Raw genomic sequence first — 17,599 nt, 5'->3', positions numbered from 1 at the left:
ATGATGAAAAATACCCAATTATAGGGATATGAAAAGTGATATTTACTCTATAGCATGGTCGTGCTTTTTGTTCGTGTTGACTCAAGAATACGATTTCAACTCCAAGGGCTATAATATTTCTATTACAATCAGAGTAATAGGAATATTTTACCTTCCATGGCTTATCTGGGTGGATAAGCTATTTTTTTACCTTTCATTTTTAAATGAAACATAAAATACCTATTATCAATCATATAAAGTAGTTAAATGGTTGCCTGGAATTGCTCACTTTTGATGGTGTTTGCAATTCAGAAGTGAGTAATTTCTTGAATGTAACTTTCTCTGTTTATCCCTATGTATGAGAAGTTGTCCATTTGTTTTAATTAAGGTTTATCCGAGTGCTAAGCATTTTTTTATGAAAAAAAATAAGGCATTTGATTAAAAAAATGAGCCTGCATACTTTGCATTAAGCATAAAAAAAGGAGCCGTTGCTCCTTTTAATAGATTGAATCTTTTAATGAAGAGTCTGGGTGATTTTTTGCAAGATTTGCAACAGGACATCAAACTCACTTTGCAACGGGGTACTTTTACGTGTCACCAGGGCAAGAGTACGGCTTGGCGCTGCCTCTATAGGTTTCACCACCAAGTCTGAATTGGCTTTAATCATATGGTTATGAATCGCAATTTCAGGAAGCAGGGTAAAGCCTAAGTCTGAACAAACCATTTCTATTAGTGTCGGTAATGAACTTGCTTTTAAGCGATGATCATTTTTGCGTTCACCAATTGGACAGGCACTTAACACATGGTTGCGTAAACAATGACCTTCTTCAAGTAATACTAAGCGCGATAAATCCAGATCATCCAAACTGCGGGCATTCTGCGCATTCTGATCCGCTTTATGGTAAACCAGATACAGATTTTCTTTTGCAATTTCTGCAACTTTTAAGCCACGTGTGTCAAAAGGCAATGCCAACACGATCATGTCCAAATTACCATGTTCGAGTTTTTCGACAATTTTTTCACTTTGTGCTTCGTGCAAGTGCAGCTGAATTTTAGGAAGTTGTTTATGCACTTCATCTAGCAGTTGAGACAGAATAAAAGGTGCAATTGTGGGAATAATCCCTAAATGTAGATCACCTGTTAAAGGTTCGCTCATTTCACGACTTAAACGCATCAGGTCTTGGGCGTCTGCCAAAAGAACACGGGCTCGTGCAACAACCTGTTCACCAAGCGGAGTTAAACGTACATTTTGGCGATCGCGTTCAACAAGTACTCCACCTAGCAAGCGCTCTAACTCCATGATCCCGCCAGACAAGGTTGACTGGGTCACAAATGAACGGCGCGCAGCTTCAGTAAAATGCAGCGTTTCAGACAGTGTAACGAGGTATGACAGCTGTCTTAAAGAGGGTAATGCAGCCATAGTGTCCTAATGTTTTGATTTAAAGTGATCAGCAAATAATCCGCTCAGATATGGAATAAAATGCGGTGGGATATCATGCCCCATTCCCTCAATTAATTCAAACTTAGCATCAGTAATTGCCTTTGCAACTGCTTTGCCATGACTCGGTGGCAATAAACGATCACGAGAGCCATGTACCACGAGGGTAGGTTGCTGAATTTGCTTACCCAATTGTAGCAAAGAACCTGTACATAATATTGCTAAAAACTGTTGAAGTACACCCGCTGGATAGTAACTTCGTTGATATAATTTGCGTGCTGTCTGAATAATTTCCAGTTGATTGATATATCCAGGTGAGCCAATAATGTTAAATACCTTCACGCTATGGTTCACAATGCCTTCTTCATCAGTCGATTCTGGTCTGCCAATCAGGCTAAACAGTTGTTTGGGAAAAGGCGGTGGTAATAAAGGCTGATTGTTACTGGTAAACATCAGGCCCAGATTACTGACTTTTTGTGGATGTTTTGCTGCCAGAATTTGTGCAATCATGCCCCCCATGGAAGCGCCAATGACCGAGACTTGTTGCAGACCCAAACGATCAATCAGTAGTGCTGCATCTTCTGCCATATCATATAAGTTATATGGCGCACCTTGATTTTGTAAGCCTAAGGCAAAACGTCCCATCAATTTCAATGTGTTGAGACGTGGACCAGAATGACGAATTTTGGAAGACAAGCCAATATCGCGGTTGTCAAAACGAATTACGCGATAACCTTGGTCAATCAGGGATTTGCAGAAAAAATCAGGCCAAAACAACATTTGCGCACCCAGACCCATAATCAGCATGATGGCAGGATGTTCCGGGTTTCCACCCATTTCCACATGAAGTTCAACGCCATTACCTAAATTGACTTTGGTTTCATGCATAAAAGATGTATAGGGAGAACCCGTAAAACTGAGTGCGCTATCCATTGTTATTTTCCTAAAAAAGGACATTTTGCTGAAAAAATGTCCTTGGTATTAAAACCTTAAACTGCAGCAGGAATCAAGTCCGGCACCAGTTTGGTGAGAATCAAACGCTGTTTGGCAGCACTTGGTCCCAACAAGACAAAACCACGTAAGGTATTTTCACTATCGATGGCTTTAGCAATCATTCCATCTTCGAGTTCTTCTGTTTCCCAGTTTACATCAACGTCCACAGGTGCAGGAAGTACTGTCAGTGGTGCAGCAGGTGTTTTTACTGCAACCGGCATTGCCGGGTAATGCACATGGGTTTTTTCACCATTCAAGGTTTTGGCTAAGGCACGTGCCTGTTGCATAATTGGCATGACATATGGCAACAGCAAACCATTGACTTCGGCGCAGTCCCCAATGGCATAAATATCTGCCTGGTTGGTTTCCAGATGGCTATTGGTCAAAATACCGCGACTGCAATGAATATCAGCAGCTTTTGCTAACTCCAGATTCGGGTGTAAACCAATCGCAGAAAGTACAATGTCGGCAATCACAGACTGACCATTGGCTAACGTGATTTGATAATCGCCTTGTTCCACTTTGATGACTTTTTCAACCGTGGTGCCCAGAACGAAGTGAATACCGGTATCCTCAAGTTTTTCCTGGAAAGACGTTGCAACATGGGCGGGTAATAAGCGTCCCAAAGGTTGAGGAGCCAAATCAATCACAGTCACTTGATGGTCTGTGTTTTGCAAGTCATTGGCAAATTCACAGCCAATCAGACCGGCACCTAAAATCACCACACGTTTATCGTGATGTTGATCCAGATTTTTACGGAATGCCTTGTAGTCCTCTAAATTATTGACGACATGAATATCATCACTGCCATCGCCTGCAATCGCTACGCGAACAGGATGAGCACCCACTGCAAGAACCAGCTTGGCATAAGGCTGAGTACTTTGCTGACCATCTTTTTCTAAAATAAGCTGATGTTGGGCTGCTTGAATTTCTTTGACCCAGGTATGGGCTTCAATACGCATATTCAGTTGCGTTGCCATTTTAGCTGCATCGCCTAAAGCAATTTGTTCAGGTGCCTTGTTCCCAGCTAAAGCATTGGAAAGTGTCGGTTTGGCATAGTTTACCGCATCATCTGCACAGATCATGACCAGCTCATGCTCGGGATTAAGCTTGCGAAATTCACGTGCTGCGGTATAGCCGGCCATACCAGAACCAATGATGACGATAGGATGCATATTATTCTCCAGACTGTTTTTCTTTAATAAGACATAAAAAAAGACCATTCACTATGGTCTTTTGTATCAATAATCAGACTTCTACCATTTCGAAATCAACTTTTGATACACCACAGTCCGGGCAGGTCCAGTCATCCGGGATGTCTTCCCATTTGGTCCCTGCGACAATCCCATCTTGTGGCCAACCTTCAGCTTCGTCATAAATCCATCCACAAACGATGCATTGATATTTCTTCATTTGACTCTCCAAAACACTGACTTTTCAAAAATATGCGGTCAGTAATATTCCATATACCGTGTGACTCTATTGATATGACTTTCAATGTACACATTCAAGCAAATTTTTACGCAGTTCTATCTACAATGTAAAGCAAATATCGGAGTTTAAGGACAGAAATTGAAACCAGAATTGCTGAGAAGAACAAAACTGGTCTTTAAAGCATGAAAATAGGCAGAAGTGGAGCAATATAAATTAACTTTTCTTTTTAATCAGTGCGACAAACAAGATTTTGGATCCCAGCGTAGTTAAAGTGGATAAGTGGTCTTTTTAGACTAAGGTCGTGCAGAAAAAAAAAAAACCTGTAGTTGTTATTCTATGATTAGATAAATCTATACCTATTATTTATTTAAAAAATTAAATAACTAAATCAGTAAGTTATAATTTTGTGATTATTTTTATTATGGTTTAAAAGTAAGCGCTGACTGGTCATAGGCCTAATAAAGCGTTAAAATTCATATATTCTCTTTTAAAATACTTTTCTCCCATGAGCAATCTGTCTACAACTTTGTGGTCTAACATTCGTACGGTCCAGGATTTCCCTAAACCAGGTATTTGTTTTTATGACTTGACTCCATTATTTATGGGAAACATTGAGTTATTAACTGACGCTTTAGTTGCCAGTATTCCTGCTGAAAAATTGGCAGAAGTCGACAGTTTTGTTGCAGTTGAAGCGCGCGGTTTTGTACTTGCAAGTTTATTGGCGCAACGTTTGGGCAAAGGTTTATTGCTGGTTCGTAAGGCAGGAAAATTACCGCCACCAGTGGTTGGTGTCGGTTATAGTCTGGAATATGGCATGGACCGTCTGGAAATGTCGGCTGATGTTCAAGCGCAAAAAATCATTATCGTAGATGATGTGTTAGCCACTGGCGGTACGCTAAAAGCAGTTAAACAGTTAGTGAATAAATGCAAGCATGAAGTTTTAGGGGCTAGTGTTTTTCTGGATTTGCCAGATTTGCATAATGACCTCGGCTTAGATATTTGGTCGGTATTAGATGAAAAATCTCAACCAGAACAAGCTGTTGCTTGATTAAAGCATGTGAAAAAAGCCTTGGTTATTCCAAGGCTTTTTTATTTTTTCAGAAAATATGTCTGCATATGCTGAAGCAGTCCATTGATATTTTCTGGACTGGCTAAACGATGATGTCCACCTTCGACGGCCTGAACCTGCATATAGGGTTCGAGTTGCTGTTGTACAGCATACATATCCAGTTCTTCATCGCCTAATTCCAGATAGGCAATTTGTGCAATATCATGTTCCAGATCATCTTCGCTAATAGGTGGATAATCAGCACGAAAGTCTGGGCTTAGGCTGGGATTGGCAATAATCGCCGGAATTTTGTATAGGACTGACATTTTTAAGGCCCAGTAAGCCCCCAAGCTATGGCCAATCAGAATTTCCGGTTGAATTTTGGCAATAATTTCCCGGTAAAAGTTAGCGACGGTTTGAAAATTCAGGTTGCGATAATCTACATCGATACAATATTTATGATCGGCGTTAATAGCATGGAATCTGGCTGATTCACGCGAAGAATCGAGTCCATGCAAAAATAGGATTTTTAAAGGGCATGTCGTCATTTTTTTAGTTCATACTTTCTTTATTCACAAAGATAGACACAGTCGAATAGATTACTTTTCAACTATTTTTCTTGAATCTATTGTAAGTGACTTGGCTGAACAAAGAAGTTAGCTTTTGGTCTAAGGTGTATTTCAGATCAATCTAATAAACTTAATTTAAAAATAAATTATTTATTAAAAATAAATGCTTGGTGTGATTTATTGTTCAACTCAGTATTCAATAACAAAATGTAGCGATGGTGTAAAAAATGGTTTCTCTACTTTCATGGACAGCATGTTTTGGAGAGTTGGCCACGCTATTGAAACATTGAGTTATGCAATTTTAATTGCAGCCTTACCTTAAAAAGTACGGCAGGTATATGGCATCCTTAGCTATAGCCAATGAACCTACGGCAACGGTATGGTTGCTACGATTGAGCGTTTGGAAGAGTTGAAAGTGGTGATCTTTAAACATTTAGCTAGGGTTTGAGAGAGTATTGAAGATTTGGAAGGTGAAGAAGTTAAAAAATGGAAGGGTGCTTTAGAGAAATATGTTCTGGAGCAGATAGATGGAAAAAACATACTCAGGGTGAATGTAGGTAGGTCTAAAGGCTATCGGGAAATGATGGAAAACGGGTTTAAAAGGGTTATGAGAGTGTTAAACAGCTTATCGAAGCCTAGCCAGATGAAGTAAAGAACCCGGCTTTTAGCAAATCAGTGCATTTGTATAGCAATAAGACATTCGAAATTTGCACTAAATCTGCTATGCTATGCAACTTCCGTTTTTTACACATATTCGAGGCAGAGATGACGCAACATAACGCTCAATCGACTTCTGAACCACACATTTCCGAAAACGATTTAATTGCACAGCGTCATGCCAAGTTAAAGCAGATTCAAGACCACGCAAAAGAAACTGGTATTAGTCCATGGCCAAACGCGTTTAAGCGTGAGCACTATGCACAAGATTTACAAGACCAATTTGCTGAAAAATCTAAAGAAGAAATTGAAGCTGGCGAACACGTCCATGTAAAAGTGGCTGGTCGCGTGATGTTGAACCGCGGGTCATTCATCGTGATCCAGGACATGACTGGCCGTATTCAGCTTTATGTTGCACGTAAAGAACTTGCACCTGAAGTACTGGAAACCATCAAGAGCCTGGACCTGGGCGATATCATTGCAGTTGAAGGTTATATCGGCCGTTCCGGTAAAGGTGACCTGTATGTACACATCGAGAAATTTGAACTTTTAACCAAGTCACTGCGTCCACTTCCAGACAAATTCCATGGCTTAACTGATACAGAAGTCAAATACCGTAAACGTTATTTGGATTTAATCGTAAACGAAGAAACCCGTAAAACCTTTGAAATTCGTGCCAAAGTGGTTTCTGGGATTCGTGCCTATTTAAGCAATGAACGCTTCATGGAAGTGGAAACGCCAATGATGCATGTAATTCCAGGCGGTGCTTCTGCGCGTCCATTTGAAACGCATCATAATGCCTTAGACATGCCTTTGTTCTTGCGTATTGCGCCTGAGCTTTACTTGAAGCGCTTGGTGGTTGGTGGTTTTGAACGTGTATTCGAGATTAACCGTAACTTCCGTAACGAAGGGGTTTCAACCCGTCATAACCCAGAATTCACCATGATTGAATTCTATCAGGCTTATGCAGACTATAAAGACTTGATGGCTTTAACTGAAAATATGCTTGAGAAACTGGCGCTAGATATCCTGGGTACGACAGACGTTCCTTACGGTGAAGAAGTGTATAGCTTCAAGGGTCCATTCAAGAAAATTTCGATGTTTGATGCCATTTTGGAACACAACCTGCAATTTACTCCTGAAAATGTCAATGACCGTGAATTCCTAGCTAAATTTGTTCAGGAAGAATTGAAAGAACAGGTGAAACCTGGTTTTGGCCTGGGTAAACTTCAAACTATCGTATTTGAAGAAACGGTGGAAACCAAACTGCGTCAACCGACATTCATTACCGAATATCCAGCGGAAACTTCTCCATTGGCGCGCCGTAATGATGAAAATCCGCACATTACTGACCGTTTTGAATTCTTCATCGGTGGTCGTGAGCTGGCGAATGGTTTCTCGGAATTAAATGACCCGATTGACCAGGCAGAGCGATTCCAGGCACAGGTTGCTGAAAAAGATGCCGGCGATGATGAAGCAATGCACTTCGATGCAGACTTTATTGAAGCACTTGAATACGGTCTTCCTCCTACAGCAGGCGAGGGTATTGGTATTGACCGTTTGGTGATGATTTTTGCCAACGCACCAAGTATCCGTGACGTGATTTTGTTCCCGCATATGCGTCATAAACATGCATAAGTGGTGAAGATTAAAAACCCGCTTCATGCGGGTTTTTTTATGGATAATTACAACAATACTAAATTTGATCATTGCAAAAAATGCTTAAAGTAAATAAGGTACTTGTATAATTAAGTCATCAGAATGTAAAGCTAATGTTCGCGAAAAAAACACTATTTGTAACGATGTTGATAAGTGCATCTTCTACAATTTTTGCTCAAGGTTTGGTTTTAAATGATGAGAATTTGAGAACGGATTTGAACTGGCTGAATCAGCAGGGTGTGGTTCAAATTAGTACATCAACTTGGCCAATGAGTGGGGACGAAATTCAACGTGTGCTTGCCTCAGCTAAGGTTGTCAATAAGACCCAGCAGAAAGTGATTGATTCCGTTCAAGCTGCGTTAAACGCAGATAATCATAAGCTAAAAGCGGGTCTATATGCTGAATCTGATGCAAAGAATATTCCTCAAAATTTTGCTGATAAACCAAAATCGCAATTTCAAGCTGCTTTGGAATTTAATGCTGGTGGTAACAACTGGGATGCAAAAATTCGTGTTAATGCGGAACAAGATCAACAAATTCACAATGATCAAGACGTCAATGTAGAGGGTTCATATATTGCCGGAAAATTATGGGATCAATGGTTGATTGCGGGTCAAATACCGACCTATTGGGGTCCAGGACATGATGGCAGTCTAATCCGCGGTGATGCGAGTCGTCCGGTGTATGGTTTTACTGCACAGCGTGCAGAACAGAAAGCATTTGAAAATAAATGGCTGTCTTGGGTGGGTCCTTGGCAATATCAAGCTTTTGCAGGTCAGCTTAATCACTATACTGCCGTGCCAGATGCTAAGTTAGTCGGGTTGCGATTAACCGTTCAACCCTTAGCGTATTTTGAATTGGGGGCTTCGCGTGCAATTCAGTGGGGGGGTGAAGGACGTCCTGAAAGTCTAAGCTCGCTTTGGGATGCTTTTGTTGGCAATAAAGATAATGGGGGAACTGGTGAACCCGATCCTTCTAATCAAATTGCCGGGTTTGATGCACGTTTGAATTTACAGTCACTGCTCTCTATCCCTATGAGTGTATATGGCCAGTATGTGGGTGAAGATGAAGCAGGCGGTTTACCCTCTAAAAAAATGTATCTAGCCGGTGTAGATTACTCTTCTAGTTTTAAAAATATGCCTTATCAACTCTATACGGAATGGGCAGATACACGTACCAATGGCGATGCATTGGGGATTTCTTATAATCATTCTACCTATAAGGATGGTTATTACCAGCATGGTTTCCCACTAGGTCATGCGATGGGTGGAGATGGTGAAATGATCTCTGCTGGCGGAAGTATTCGTTTTGACCCCATGAATCGCTTGAATGGTCGAGTTTTGCTGGCAAAAGTAAATCAGTCTGCACGATTAACCAATGCGGCTTTTCCTGAAAAAGATGAAATTAAAGCTTTAGATTTAACTTGGTCACATTATCTTAAACCGGAGATCCCATTAAAAATTAATGGTTGGATCAGTGATTCTGATGTGAAGGGAAGTGATGGTGGTGCATCTATTGGAATTGAATTCCCGCTGGATAAACATCTTTTTAGTTACTAAATTTTTTTAAATCATCAAGTTTTTAAGCCATGAATATAAAACTCTCGCCAAGTCGAGGGTTTTATATTTTTAATGGTGATGTAATATTGATCAAACAAGCAATATCTATAAATAGTTGAGTCTTTCAGACTATACACATTTTAGCTAAAAAAATACGCAATGATTGGGGTGATCATTGCGTAGAACAACGAATCTGTTTTCACAGTTCGGTTAAGGAGAATGTTAGAACTAGGGGTAGCTCTAAGCATTTAAGACATCTTAAAATGAAGGCTGAGTCATTTCATGATGCTTTCAGTTAAGTTGTGTTAATTCAGGTTAATCACTCTGGGTTAGTGTGATTGATTGCTCATTTTTTAGCTATAAAAAAGCCCCTCTAGAAAAGAAGGGCTTTTAAAAATATACAGTGTTTAGAAGTGGAAAACGCCAAGTCCTGCTTTCACTTCATCAAGGGTTTGCTGGGTAATATCACGGCACTTGTCAGTCCCGGTTTTTAGAATATCCATGATGTAGTCAGGATCTTTCTGTAATTCCATACGACGTTCACGAATAGGGCCAATCAGTTCTTTCAAAATGCCTTCAAGACGTTTTTTCACCGTACCATCGCCCAAACCGCCACGACGATAATGTGCTTTTAACTCTTCCAGCTCTTCTTTATTGGTATCGAAAGCATCGAGGTAAGTAAATACCACGTTGCCTTCCACCTGACCTGGATCTTCAATACGCAAATGATTTGGATCGGTATACATGGCATTCACAGCTTTTTTGATGTCCTTGTCAGATGCATCCAGCACAATGGTATTGCCCAAAGACTTCGACATTTTTGCTTTACCGTCGAAACCTGGTAAACGACCAACATTAGACAGCAGTGCCTTACATTCAGGTAAAATCTCATGACCAATCTGACGGTTTAAACGACGCACGATTTCGTTGGTCTGTTCGATCATTGGAATTTGGTCTTCGCCCACAGGTACGACAGTGGCTTTAAACGCTGTAATGTCAGCGGCTTGTGCTACAGGGTAACACAGGAAACCTGCCGGAATATCGCGCTCAAAGCCGCGCATCTGAATTTCAGATTTAATGGTCGGGTTGCGCTCTAAACGAGATACAGTGACAAAGTTTAAATACAACATGGTCAGTTCATTCAGTGCTGGCAAGCAGGACTGAACACAGATGGTGGTTTTGGTCGGGTCAATACCTACAGCCAAATAATCTGTTGCCACTTCAATAATATTACGGCGTACTTTTTCAAAGTTATCGGCGTTGTCGGTTAAAGCTTGGGCATCAGCAAGAAGGAGATGTTGATGGTGAGAATCCTGTAAACCTACGCGTGAACGTAAAGAACCTACAAAATGACCTAAATGAAGTTGTCCGGTTGGGCGGTCGCCAGTCAAAATAACAGGACGATTGTCTTGATTACTCATTATCTCTCTATTCCAAAGTAGTGAACACTACATACTTATATGCTGATGTATTGCCTTATTGTACGGCATAATGTTTTTGAATGTCAGGCACTATAAAAACAGATCATTGAAAAAATAAGAACAATTTAATGATGTGGATACAGTTTTTTTGAATCTTTCTCTTTAAAATAGCCGATAGAACCTTTAGGGATAACAGGAATGGCGAGTAGTTTATTAATATTATTAGATGATATTGCAACTGTTTTAGACGACGTTGCTGTCATGAGTAAAATGGCGGCAAAAAAAACCGCAGGCGTATTGGGTGATGATCTGGCACTCAATGCCCAACAGGTGAGTGGCGTGCGTGCAGAGCGTGAGCTGCCTGTGGTTTGGGGGGTAGCCAAAGGCTCTTTTGTGAATAAGCTGATTCTGGTGCCTTTGGCGTTACTGATTAGTGTGATCGCGCCGTGGCTGATCAATCCGTTATTGATGGTTGGTGGTCTGTTCCTGTGTTATGAAGGGGTAGAAAAAGTACTGCACAGTTTGCAGCATAAAAAAGCTACGACGGAAGAAGCAGCTGAAGCAGAATTCAATGCCATTGAAACCGATTTGGCCAAGTTCGAGAAAGAAAAAATCAAAGGTGCGATTCGTACCGACTTTATTTTGTCTGCTGAAATTGTGGTGATTTCATTGGGTACCGTGGCAACAGCTGCTTTTGGTACTAAGGTGATGGTGCTTTCAGCGATTGCGATTATCATGACCATTGGGGTATATGGTTTTGTCGCCATGATTGTCAAAATTGATGATTTGGGATTGTACTTAACCAAGCAGGCATCGGGTTTCAAGCAAACTGTGGGACGCGGTTTGCTGGCGTTTGCCCCAAAACTGATGAAAACTTTGACCATTGTCGGAACCATTGCCATGTTCCTAGTGGGTGGCGGAATTATTACTCATACCATTCCATGGTTTCATCATTTCACTGAAGATTCGGTCGATTATGTACAACACCTTCCTTCAATGGGCAATATTATTGGTGCAGTGACCCCGACCTTAATTAATCTGGGGATTGGTTTTGTTGCTGGATTGTTAGTTTTAATTATGGTTAGCGTTATTCAGAAGATGAAGTCCAAGTCAAAACAGGCTTAATGATGAAAAAGCTCGCTAAAATAGATTGAGCTAATTCTAAGGAAAAGCACTATGCGCTGGAAAGGACGTCGAATCAGTAGCAATGTAGAAGACCGTCGTGGTGGTGGCGGAGCTAAAGCAGGTGGGATTAGTATCTTGGGGCTGATCGTCGCATTCGTGGCCTGGAAGTTTTTTGGAGTTGATCCTCAACAAGCCTATCAGTCCACCAAACAGGTCACTTCACAATCACAACCGGCTGAAACCAGAGGTTTGGAGAATCCAAGCCCAGAACAGCAGGAAGCCATGGATTTTGTCGGTACCGTATTGGCAGATACCGAAGATACCTGGTCGCAAGTGTTCCAGCAGCAGCTTAATGCGCAGTATGCCGCACCGAAACTGGTGATGTTTAATGGCATCGTGGATTCGGGCTGCGGTACCGCACAATCTGCCATGGGGCCTTTCTATTGTCCTTCAGATCAGAAAGTGTATATCGATACGGCTTTCTTTAAGGATATGCGTCAGCAAATGGGTATTTCCGGTGAGCAAAACAGCACGGAATTGTCCCGCCAGGATCAGGCCGGTGATTTTGCCCAGGCTTATGTGGTGGCTCATGAAGTGGGACATCATCTGCAAACGCTGTTAGGTATTTCAGCACAAGTGCAAAAAGCCCGTGCCCAATCGAGTGAAGTGCAAGGTAACCAGCTTTCTGTACGTCAGGAATTACAGGCAGACTGTTTTGCCGGGATTTGGGCGTATCATAACCAGCAACGAACCCAGTTTCTGGAGCAGGGCGATATTGAAGAAGCTATGGATGCAGCGCATAAGATTGGTGATGACTATTTACAGAAACGTGCGACCGGGCAGGTGGTACCCGATAGTTTTACTCATGGCAGCAGCCAGCAGCGCATGAAATGGTTTGAAACCGGTTTGAAATCGGGAAATATCAACGATTGTGATACTTTTAATCAAGCCATTTAAATAGAAATGAGACATTAAAAAAGAGGATTTAATATCCTCTTTTTTGTTAACCATGAATAAACTGTTTAAAGTTTCGGATAATTCGAATAGACACATACAGTGCTGCCAATGCAAACAGTGCCATACTAAACAGGTGATATTTTAAATCTGAAATATCAGTCTGATAAAATTGCTCAATTTGCGGCTTGGAATAAGACCATTGCTGCTGCTTTTGGGTCAGGCTATTTTTATAATTGATTTGCTGGATATAGAATTGCTGCCCAATTTTTAATAGCTCTAATTGCTGGATTTGTCGGGTATGGGACTGGTTATATTCATTTGTACAAATATCTTGCAGATAATGCTGGCAGTTTAATTTGGCAATATAACCATTCTGTGCGATCACAATATAAATGGCCTGATCCGGGCGTTGATTATTCGAGACCAGCACCAGTTGTTTGTCAGGTGTAGATTTTAAGGAAATCTGCGTAGCGTACTGAAAAGCTTGATCTGCTTTTATAATTTCTCGGCTTTTTGAAAAAATACTCAAAAATAAAGTCAAGGTAATAAGAAAAATGATCCCTGCAAAAAAAAGCCGAAATATGGTTTTAACTGTTTGATGCATGGTTAAATTCAACTTAATGTAGAGAGAAATGAAAGAAACGAGGAGATACTAAATAAAAGGATCTTGGGCTATGTTAAATCATTGCTAAAAATATGTAAAAAAACTTAACTATTTTGTGGGTCAAAGAAAAAATGGTTAAACTGATTCGGTGAATAAATAGTATTGAATTAAATATTTATTTGGAAATGGTGGGATGCGTTCGCTTTATTCCAATCAATCGCTCAAATTGGAACTTTAATGGGAAATTTCTTTTTTCTTCAGGTCTTTACAGTTATTTTTGCGCTTTCAATTGCAACGACTATTTTTAATAAGCGTATTTTAGGTTTCCCACAGGCGATAGGTGTACCCATTGTTTCGGCAATTTTCGTCTTTATTTTACAATGGGGTGCTAGTTTACTCAGTGGCAACAAGTTCATCACCATTAATATTCACAATATTGAAGAAGCAGTTCGTCATATTGATTTCTATGATTTTTTAATCAATGGCGTGATCTGTTTTATCCTGACCTCTTCCGCTTTAAAATTTAAAGTGTCCGATTTAAAAAGCCACTGGAAACCGATCAGTATTTTGGCCAGTATTGCACTGGTGCTGTGTGCGGTGTTTTTTGGTGTCACTTTATATGGCTATCAATTCCTGATTGGCAAGCATGTCGATTTATTGGTGCTTTTACTGTTAGGTGCTGCATTGGGTGCGACCGACCCGATTGGAATTAAAGGTGTACTCAGTTCGGTACGTGCACCGCATCACCTGATGGTCAAACTGGAAGGTGAATCACTGTTTAATGATGCCATGTGTATCGCCGTATTCATGACTTTATTATATGTATTGCAGGGTGAACATTTTACTATTATAGGTACTTTGCAAACTTTGCTTTACGAGATTGTGGTGGCCATAATTATTGGCTGGGGTTTTGGTCTGGGCATTTTAAGATTACTTCGTGGCAAACACGAAATGGAATCTTTGATTTTAACCACCGCATTACTGGCTTGTGGTTCATACTTGGTGGCTTTATTTGCCCATGCTTCGGCACCAATTGCCTGTGTGATTGGCGGTTTGGTGGTTGGGAATAAGTGGAAGGAAATTTTACAGGAACGTGAAATTCGTGAAGTCAACCATTTCTGGCATACAGTTGAAGGGATCATCAATTCCTTCTTGTTCACCTTGATTGGTCTGGAACTGTTTATTCTGGATTTAAGCATCAGCCTGATTTTAGGCGGTATTGTGGCGTTCCTGATTCTGCATGCTTCGCGCTTTGCTGCCAACTATCTGTCATTTGCATTTTTCCCGAACTTTAGAAACAAAAGCTATAATGGTAGTTTAGCAATTTTATCATGGGGTGGGGTGCGTGGCGGAATCTCGCTTGCCTTGATTCTGGCGGTAGCAAATATTCCTGAACTCAGTGAGTACAGCAGTATCCTGGTAGGCTATACCTTTATTGCCGTTTTACTTTCCGGCGTAGTCTGTGGACTGGGTTTACCTGCGGTCATGAATGCCTTTTATTATAACCCCAATGAAGAAACCACGGGTTTTAAGGGCTGGTATCAACGCTTGTGTCATAAAATGAATCGCAAAGGCTTTCAGTATATTGTCGGTGAAGATGCCAACGGCAATGAAACTATTACCGTATATAACCCGGATGCCTTAATTGATAAAAAAGCCGAAGATGGTGTTGCAGTCATGCATAATCCAGAGAAGGTACAAGTCGTGAAACGCTTGGAAAGTCCGGATAATTTCTAAGTGTAAAACACAAATAAAAGAAGCTCATAACGGGCTTTTTTTATAGCTTGAAAGTTTAAATGGGATGATTTAAGGAGCTTATATGTCAGAACATTCAGGTCGCTCCAGTGATGAGTTGGCGCGTCAAATTCTGCAAGTGATTGCCTTAATTCCATATGGTAAAGTGGCCAGTTATGGATAGATTGCCCGTATGGCAGGTTTGCCGAAACATGCGCGTTTAGTCGGTTATCTATTAAAGCATCTGGATTCAGCGGCGGATATTCCCTGGCATAGGGTTATCAACTCTCAAGGAAAAATTAGCCTAAGCAAATTAAATGAAAGCGGAGAAAATATTCAACGATTAAAATTAGTGGCAGAAGGGGTAATGGTGATTGGAGATAAAATTAATTTAAAACAATATCAGTGGATGAATAGTTGATAAAAGCTGTAGATGATCAGAATAAAATTTTCCCACCTTTAGTTAAAGATGGGAAATATAAGGGAATATTATTGGCGAACAATCAGCACCGGAATATGAGATTCTCCGAGTACACTTTGAGCAACGCTACCCAAGAACAATTTTTTCAGACCTGTACGGCCATGTGAACCAATGATGATCAAATCAGCATGGCTATCTTCAGCAGCTCTCACAATTTCACGGTGAATCACTTGTCCTTCAAGAAGTTTAGTTTCCACTTCAAGGCCTTGTTCATTGAATTTTGTCTTTGCTGCTGCTAGCGAATCAACAATCGCATTACGAGCACGTTCAATCAAGTCATTGGTTTGGCTAGCAGAAATGTATTCTGCTGCGATATACGGATCAAGTGCTAAAACTTGAACTACTGTAATTTTGCTGCCAAATGCTTTAGCAAACTCAGCTGCTTTAGCCACTGCTGCATAAGCTGTTTCTGAACCGTCAACTGGTACTAAGATATTTTGATAAGCCATGTGTATTTCTCCTTATAATCCTTACTAAAATGTATCGTATTAAGACTAGAACTTCTTGTTCAATAAAAACGTTTGAAATTTGATACTAGTTGTATTTCTATTAAAATAAAACCTAGTAATTTCATGGGGATAATTTATTCCCTAAAACAATTTTATAATTTAATCTATCATGATTTTGTTTAAAAACTAGCGGGCTTAAAACTAAAGTCTGAGGAAATTGTAAGCAGATTTTTTATTTTCAACCATCTGTAAAAATAGATGTGAACAGTTCTTTAAAATTGTCATATCATAAATGTAGTAACTTATTAATAATGAATTAAAAAATGCATGAAACAGATCAATTAAATTGGCAACGTGACAATTCTGAAAATATTAATGAAGCTTGGGAAGGGGATTTATGGGATCGGAAACGTTTAGGGGAACAACTGACTAACTATGTAGATCGTTTGCAATGCGGTGCGGTATTGGCTTTGGATGCACGTTGGGGCGAAGGTAAAACGTGGTTTGTACGGCATTGGGCTAAGCATTTAGATGATACAGATCATAATGTAATTTATCTGGATGCTTTTGCAAATGATTATCTGGATGATGCTTTTCTTGTCATTTCTTCTGAAATTGCAGCTAAATTAGACAAAACAGCGGATAAAAGCTTAGTTCACAAATTCAAGAAAGCAGCTGCTGTAATGCAGCAAGGTCTTTTAACCTTAGCACCAACTTTAATTGCGTCGATGATTAGTTGTGCTTTAACTGGAGGGGTTATTCCACTAATTAAAATTGATAGTGATTCTTTTAAATATAAATTGGATGAGGCAATTGATAAGGTAACTGACAATATTGGTGATAAAGTTACAGAAGCTATTCAAAATAAAATAGACAACTACGAAGAAGAAAAAAACTCTTTATTTGCTTTTAAACATACATTGGCTCAATTGGCAGAAAGTTTAGATAAACCTTTAGTCTTTATTATTGATGAACTTGATCGTTGTCGTCCTGACTTTGCGATTCGTTTAATTGAACGGATTAAGCATTTTTTTGATATTCCAAAAATTGTTTTTGTTTTAGTGATGAATAAAAAACAATTTGTTATGGGAGTTAAAAAAATTTATGGTTACGATGATGATTCCTCTAAGTTGTATTTAGATAAGTTTATAGATTTTGATGTTCCTTTAAGAAATGAAGTGAGTGTTCTGGCAAAAACTAAAGAAAATTTGCTATTAATCAAAACACTTTTAAATATTGTTGGGGAAAATTCAGTAGATATTGCTTTGGTTTTTCTTTTTAGTCTTGAGGATGATATCCCAATAAGGGAGTTAAAACGAAAAATTAATCTTTATGCACTTTTAAGAAAAGAAGAAATACAGAAAAATATTTTTATTGCATCAGGTATTAGGGCGTGTCCTCATTTGGCTTTGCACCAAATAAATATGCAGGCTATACGGATCATAGATTTATAATTGCGTGCTAGTTTATCAAATCGAGTTGCAATAGCACG

At 39.9% G+C, this 17,599-nt stretch carries 15 protein-coding genes and 1 pseudogene; 8 read left to right on the top strand and 8 right to left on the bottom strand.

From position 1 onward, the window contains the following. Positions 1 to 493: 493 nt before the first annotated feature. The 4 genes from oxyR to rubA form a co-directional block, all read right to left on the bottom strand. Entirely contained in the window at positions 494 to 1,399 is a 906-nt protein-coding gene (gene oxyR / locus ACE01T_RS10585) for a LysR family transcriptional regulator OxyR (RefSeq protein WP_180042940.1), read from the bottom strand. A gap of 6 nt (positions 1,400 to 1,405) precedes the next feature. After that, on the bottom strand, positions 1,406 to 2,350 hold the full coding sequence (gene estB, locus ACE01T_RS10580; protein ID WP_218948902.1) for an esterase EstB: 945 nt from the start codon (positions 2,348 to 2,350) through the stop codon (positions 1,406 to 1,408). Positions 2,351 to 2,406: 56 nt separating this feature from the next. After that, the gene (locus ACE01T_RS10575) at positions 2,407 to 3,585 is read right to left on the bottom strand and encodes an NAD(P)/FAD-dependent oxidoreductase (protein WP_180042941.1); all 1,179 of its coding nucleotides are present in this window, start codon (positions 3,583 to 3,585) and stop codon (positions 2,407 to 2,409) included. Positions 3,586 to 3,658: 73 nt separating this feature from the next. Continuing rightward, positions 3,659 to 3,823, bottom strand: a complete 165-nt coding sequence (rubA, locus tag ACE01T_RS10570; RefSeq protein WP_086195931.1) for a rubredoxin RubA — start codon at positions 3,821 to 3,823, stop codon at positions 3,659 to 3,661. Between the two features lie 526 nt (positions 3,824 to 4,349). Here rubA and ACE01T_RS10565 point away from each other — a divergent pair. Next, the gene (locus ACE01T_RS10565; protein WP_086176209.1) at positions 4,350 to 4,892 is read left to right on the top strand and encodes an adenine phosphoribosyltransferase; all 543 of its coding nucleotides are present in this window, start codon (positions 4,350 to 4,352) and stop codon (positions 4,890 to 4,892) included. A gap of 41 nt (positions 4,893 to 4,933) precedes the next feature. Here the strand turns inward: ACE01T_RS10565 and ACE01T_RS10560 are convergent, their stop codons facing one another. After that, on the bottom strand, positions 4,934 to 5,440 hold the full coding sequence (locus ACE01T_RS10560) for a YqiA/YcfP family alpha/beta fold hydrolase (protein ID WP_180082782.1): 507 nt from the start codon (positions 5,438 to 5,440) through the stop codon (positions 4,934 to 4,936). 786 nt (positions 5,441 to 6,226) lie between these two features. Here ACE01T_RS10560 and lysS point away from each other — a divergent pair. Together lysS and ACE01T_RS10550 are read left to right on the top strand one after the other, a co-directional pair. Next, positions 6,227 to 7,756 (top strand): lysine--tRNA ligase, encoded by a 1,530-nt coding sequence (gene lysS / locus ACE01T_RS10555; protein ID WP_395519247.1) that lies wholly within the window; start codon positions 6,227 to 6,229, stop codon positions 7,754 to 7,756. Positions 7,757 to 7,890: 134 nt separating this feature from the next. After that, positions 7,891 to 9,336 (top strand): capsule assembly Wzi family protein, encoded by a 1,446-nt coding sequence (locus ACE01T_RS10550; protein ID WP_395519246.1) that lies wholly within the window; start codon positions 7,891 to 7,893, stop codon positions 9,334 to 9,336. A 407-nt stretch (positions 9,337 to 9,743) separates the two neighbouring features. Here ACE01T_RS10550 and trpS read toward each other — a convergent pair whose 3' ends face one another. Continuing rightward, a complete protein-coding gene (gene trpS, locus ACE01T_RS10545; protein WP_180082570.1) occupies positions 9,744 to 10,757 on the bottom strand; it encodes a tryptophan--tRNA ligase in 1,014 nt (337 codons plus the stop codon). 198 nt (positions 10,758 to 10,955) lie between these two features. Here trpS and ACE01T_RS10540 point away from each other — a divergent pair, with 198 nt between their 5' ends. Continuing rightward, positions 10,956 to 11,882, top strand: a complete 927-nt coding sequence (locus ACE01T_RS10540; protein WP_086195926.1) for a DUF808 domain-containing protein — start codon at positions 10,956 to 10,958, stop codon at positions 11,880 to 11,882. A 51-nt stretch (positions 11,883 to 11,933) separates the two neighbouring features. Then, a complete protein-coding gene (ypfJ, locus tag ACE01T_RS10535; protein ID WP_086195925.1) occupies positions 11,934 to 12,839 on the top strand; it encodes a KPN_02809 family neutral zinc metallopeptidase in 906 nt (301 codons plus the stop codon). Positions 12,840 to 12,885: 46 nt separating this feature from the next. On the opposite strand, the gene ACE01T_RS10530 is transcribed toward ypfJ, so the two are convergent. Next, positions 12,886 to 13,443, bottom strand: coding sequence for a hypothetical protein (locus ACE01T_RS10530; RefSeq protein ID WP_086195924.1), 558 nt, complete (start codon positions 13,441 to 13,443; stop codon positions 12,886 to 12,888). Positions 13,444 to 13,680: 237 nt separating this feature from the next. Between ACE01T_RS10530 and ACE01T_RS10525 the strand changes: the two genes are divergently transcribed. Both ACE01T_RS10525 and ACE01T_RS10520 read left to right on the top strand, forming a co-directional pair. Continuing rightward, positions 13,681 to 15,180, top strand: a complete 1,500-nt coding sequence (locus tag ACE01T_RS10525) for a cation:proton antiporter (protein ID WP_180176535.1) — start codon at positions 13,681 to 13,683, stop codon at positions 15,178 to 15,180. Positions 15,181 to 15,262: 82 nt separating this feature from the next. Next, positions 15,263 to 15,598: pseudogene (locus tag ACE01T_RS10520) on the top strand (MGMT family protein). A gap of 68 nt (positions 15,599 to 15,666) precedes the next feature. Here ACE01T_RS10520 and ACE01T_RS10515 read toward each other — a convergent pair. Further along, on the bottom strand, positions 15,667 to 16,107 hold the full coding sequence (locus tag ACE01T_RS10515) for a universal stress protein (RefSeq protein WP_395519245.1): 441 nt from the start codon (positions 16,105 to 16,107) through the stop codon (positions 15,667 to 15,669). A 323-nt stretch (positions 16,108 to 16,430) separates the two neighbouring features. On the opposite strand from ACE01T_RS10515, the gene ACE01T_RS10510 reads away from it, so the two are divergent. Further along, positions 16,431 to 17,561 carry a KAP family P-loop NTPase fold protein gene (locus tag ACE01T_RS10510; protein WP_395519244.1) on the top strand — a complete coding sequence of 377 codons (1,131 nt, stop codon included), beginning with the start codon at positions 16,431 to 16,433 and terminating at the stop codon, positions 17,559 to 17,561. The last annotated feature ends 38 nt before the right edge of the window (positions 17,562 to 17,599 follow it).

This window comes from Acinetobacter uliginosus, from assembly GCF_044130295.1.
Taxonomy (GTDB): domain Bacteria; phylum Pseudomonadota; class Gammaproteobacteria; order Pseudomonadales; family Moraxellaceae; genus Acinetobacter.
Note: the sequence above shows the minus strand (reverse complement) of the source record. Positions and strands in the feature narration are given on the sequence as shown.

Excerpts from the sequence above, each read along its gene's own strand:
- oxyR (WP_180042940.1), bottom strand. The coding sequence starts at position 1,399 with ATGGCTGCATTACCCTCTTTAAGACAGCTGTCATACCTCGTTACACTG.
- estB (WP_218948902.1), bottom strand. The coding sequence starts at position 2,350 with ATGGATAGCGCACTCAGTTTTACGGGTTCTCCCTATACATCTTTTATG.
- ACE01T_RS10575 (WP_180042941.1), bottom strand. The coding sequence starts at position 3,585 with ATGCATCCTATCGTCATCATTGGTTCTGGTATGGCCGGCTATACCGCA.
- rubA (WP_086195931.1), bottom strand. The coding sequence starts at position 3,823 with ATGAAGAAATATCAATGCATCGTTTGTGGATGGATTTATGACGAAGCT.
- ACE01T_RS10565 (WP_086176209.1), top strand. The coding sequence starts at position 4,350 with ATGAGCAATCTGTCTACAACTTTGTGGTCTAACATTCGTACGGTCCAG.
- ACE01T_RS10560 (WP_180082782.1), bottom strand. The coding sequence starts at position 5,440 with ATGACGACATGCCCTTTAAAAATCCTATTTTTGCATGGACTCGATTCT.
- lysS (WP_395519247.1), top strand. The coding sequence starts at position 6,227 with ATGACGCAACATAACGCTCAATCGACTTCTGAACCACACATTTCCGAA.
- ACE01T_RS10550 (WP_395519246.1), top strand. The coding sequence starts at position 7,891 with ATGTTCGCGAAAAAAACACTATTTGTAACGATGTTGATAAGTGCATCT.
- trpS (WP_180082570.1), bottom strand. The coding sequence starts at position 10,757 with ATGAGTAATCAAGACAATCGTCCTGTTATTTTGACTGGCGACCGCCCA.
- ACE01T_RS10540 (WP_086195926.1), top strand. The coding sequence starts at position 10,956 with ATGGCGAGTAGTTTATTAATATTATTAGATGATATTGCAACTGTTTTA.
- ypfJ (WP_086195925.1), top strand. The coding sequence starts at position 11,934 with ATGCGCTGGAAAGGACGTCGAATCAGTAGCAATGTAGAAGACCGTCGT.
- ACE01T_RS10530 (WP_086195924.1), bottom strand. The coding sequence starts at position 13,443 with ATGCATCAAACAGTTAAAACCATATTTCGGCTTTTTTTTGCAGGGATC.
- ACE01T_RS10525 (WP_180176535.1), top strand. The coding sequence starts at position 13,681 with ATGGGAAATTTCTTTTTTCTTCAGGTCTTTACAGTTATTTTTGCGCTT.
- ACE01T_RS10515 (WP_395519245.1), bottom strand. The coding sequence starts at position 16,107 with ATGGCTTATCAAAATATCTTAGTACCAGTTGACGGTTCAGAAACAGCT.
- ACE01T_RS10510 (WP_395519244.1), top strand. The coding sequence starts at position 16,431 with ATGCATGAAACAGATCAATTAAATTGGCAACGTGACAATTCTGAAAAT.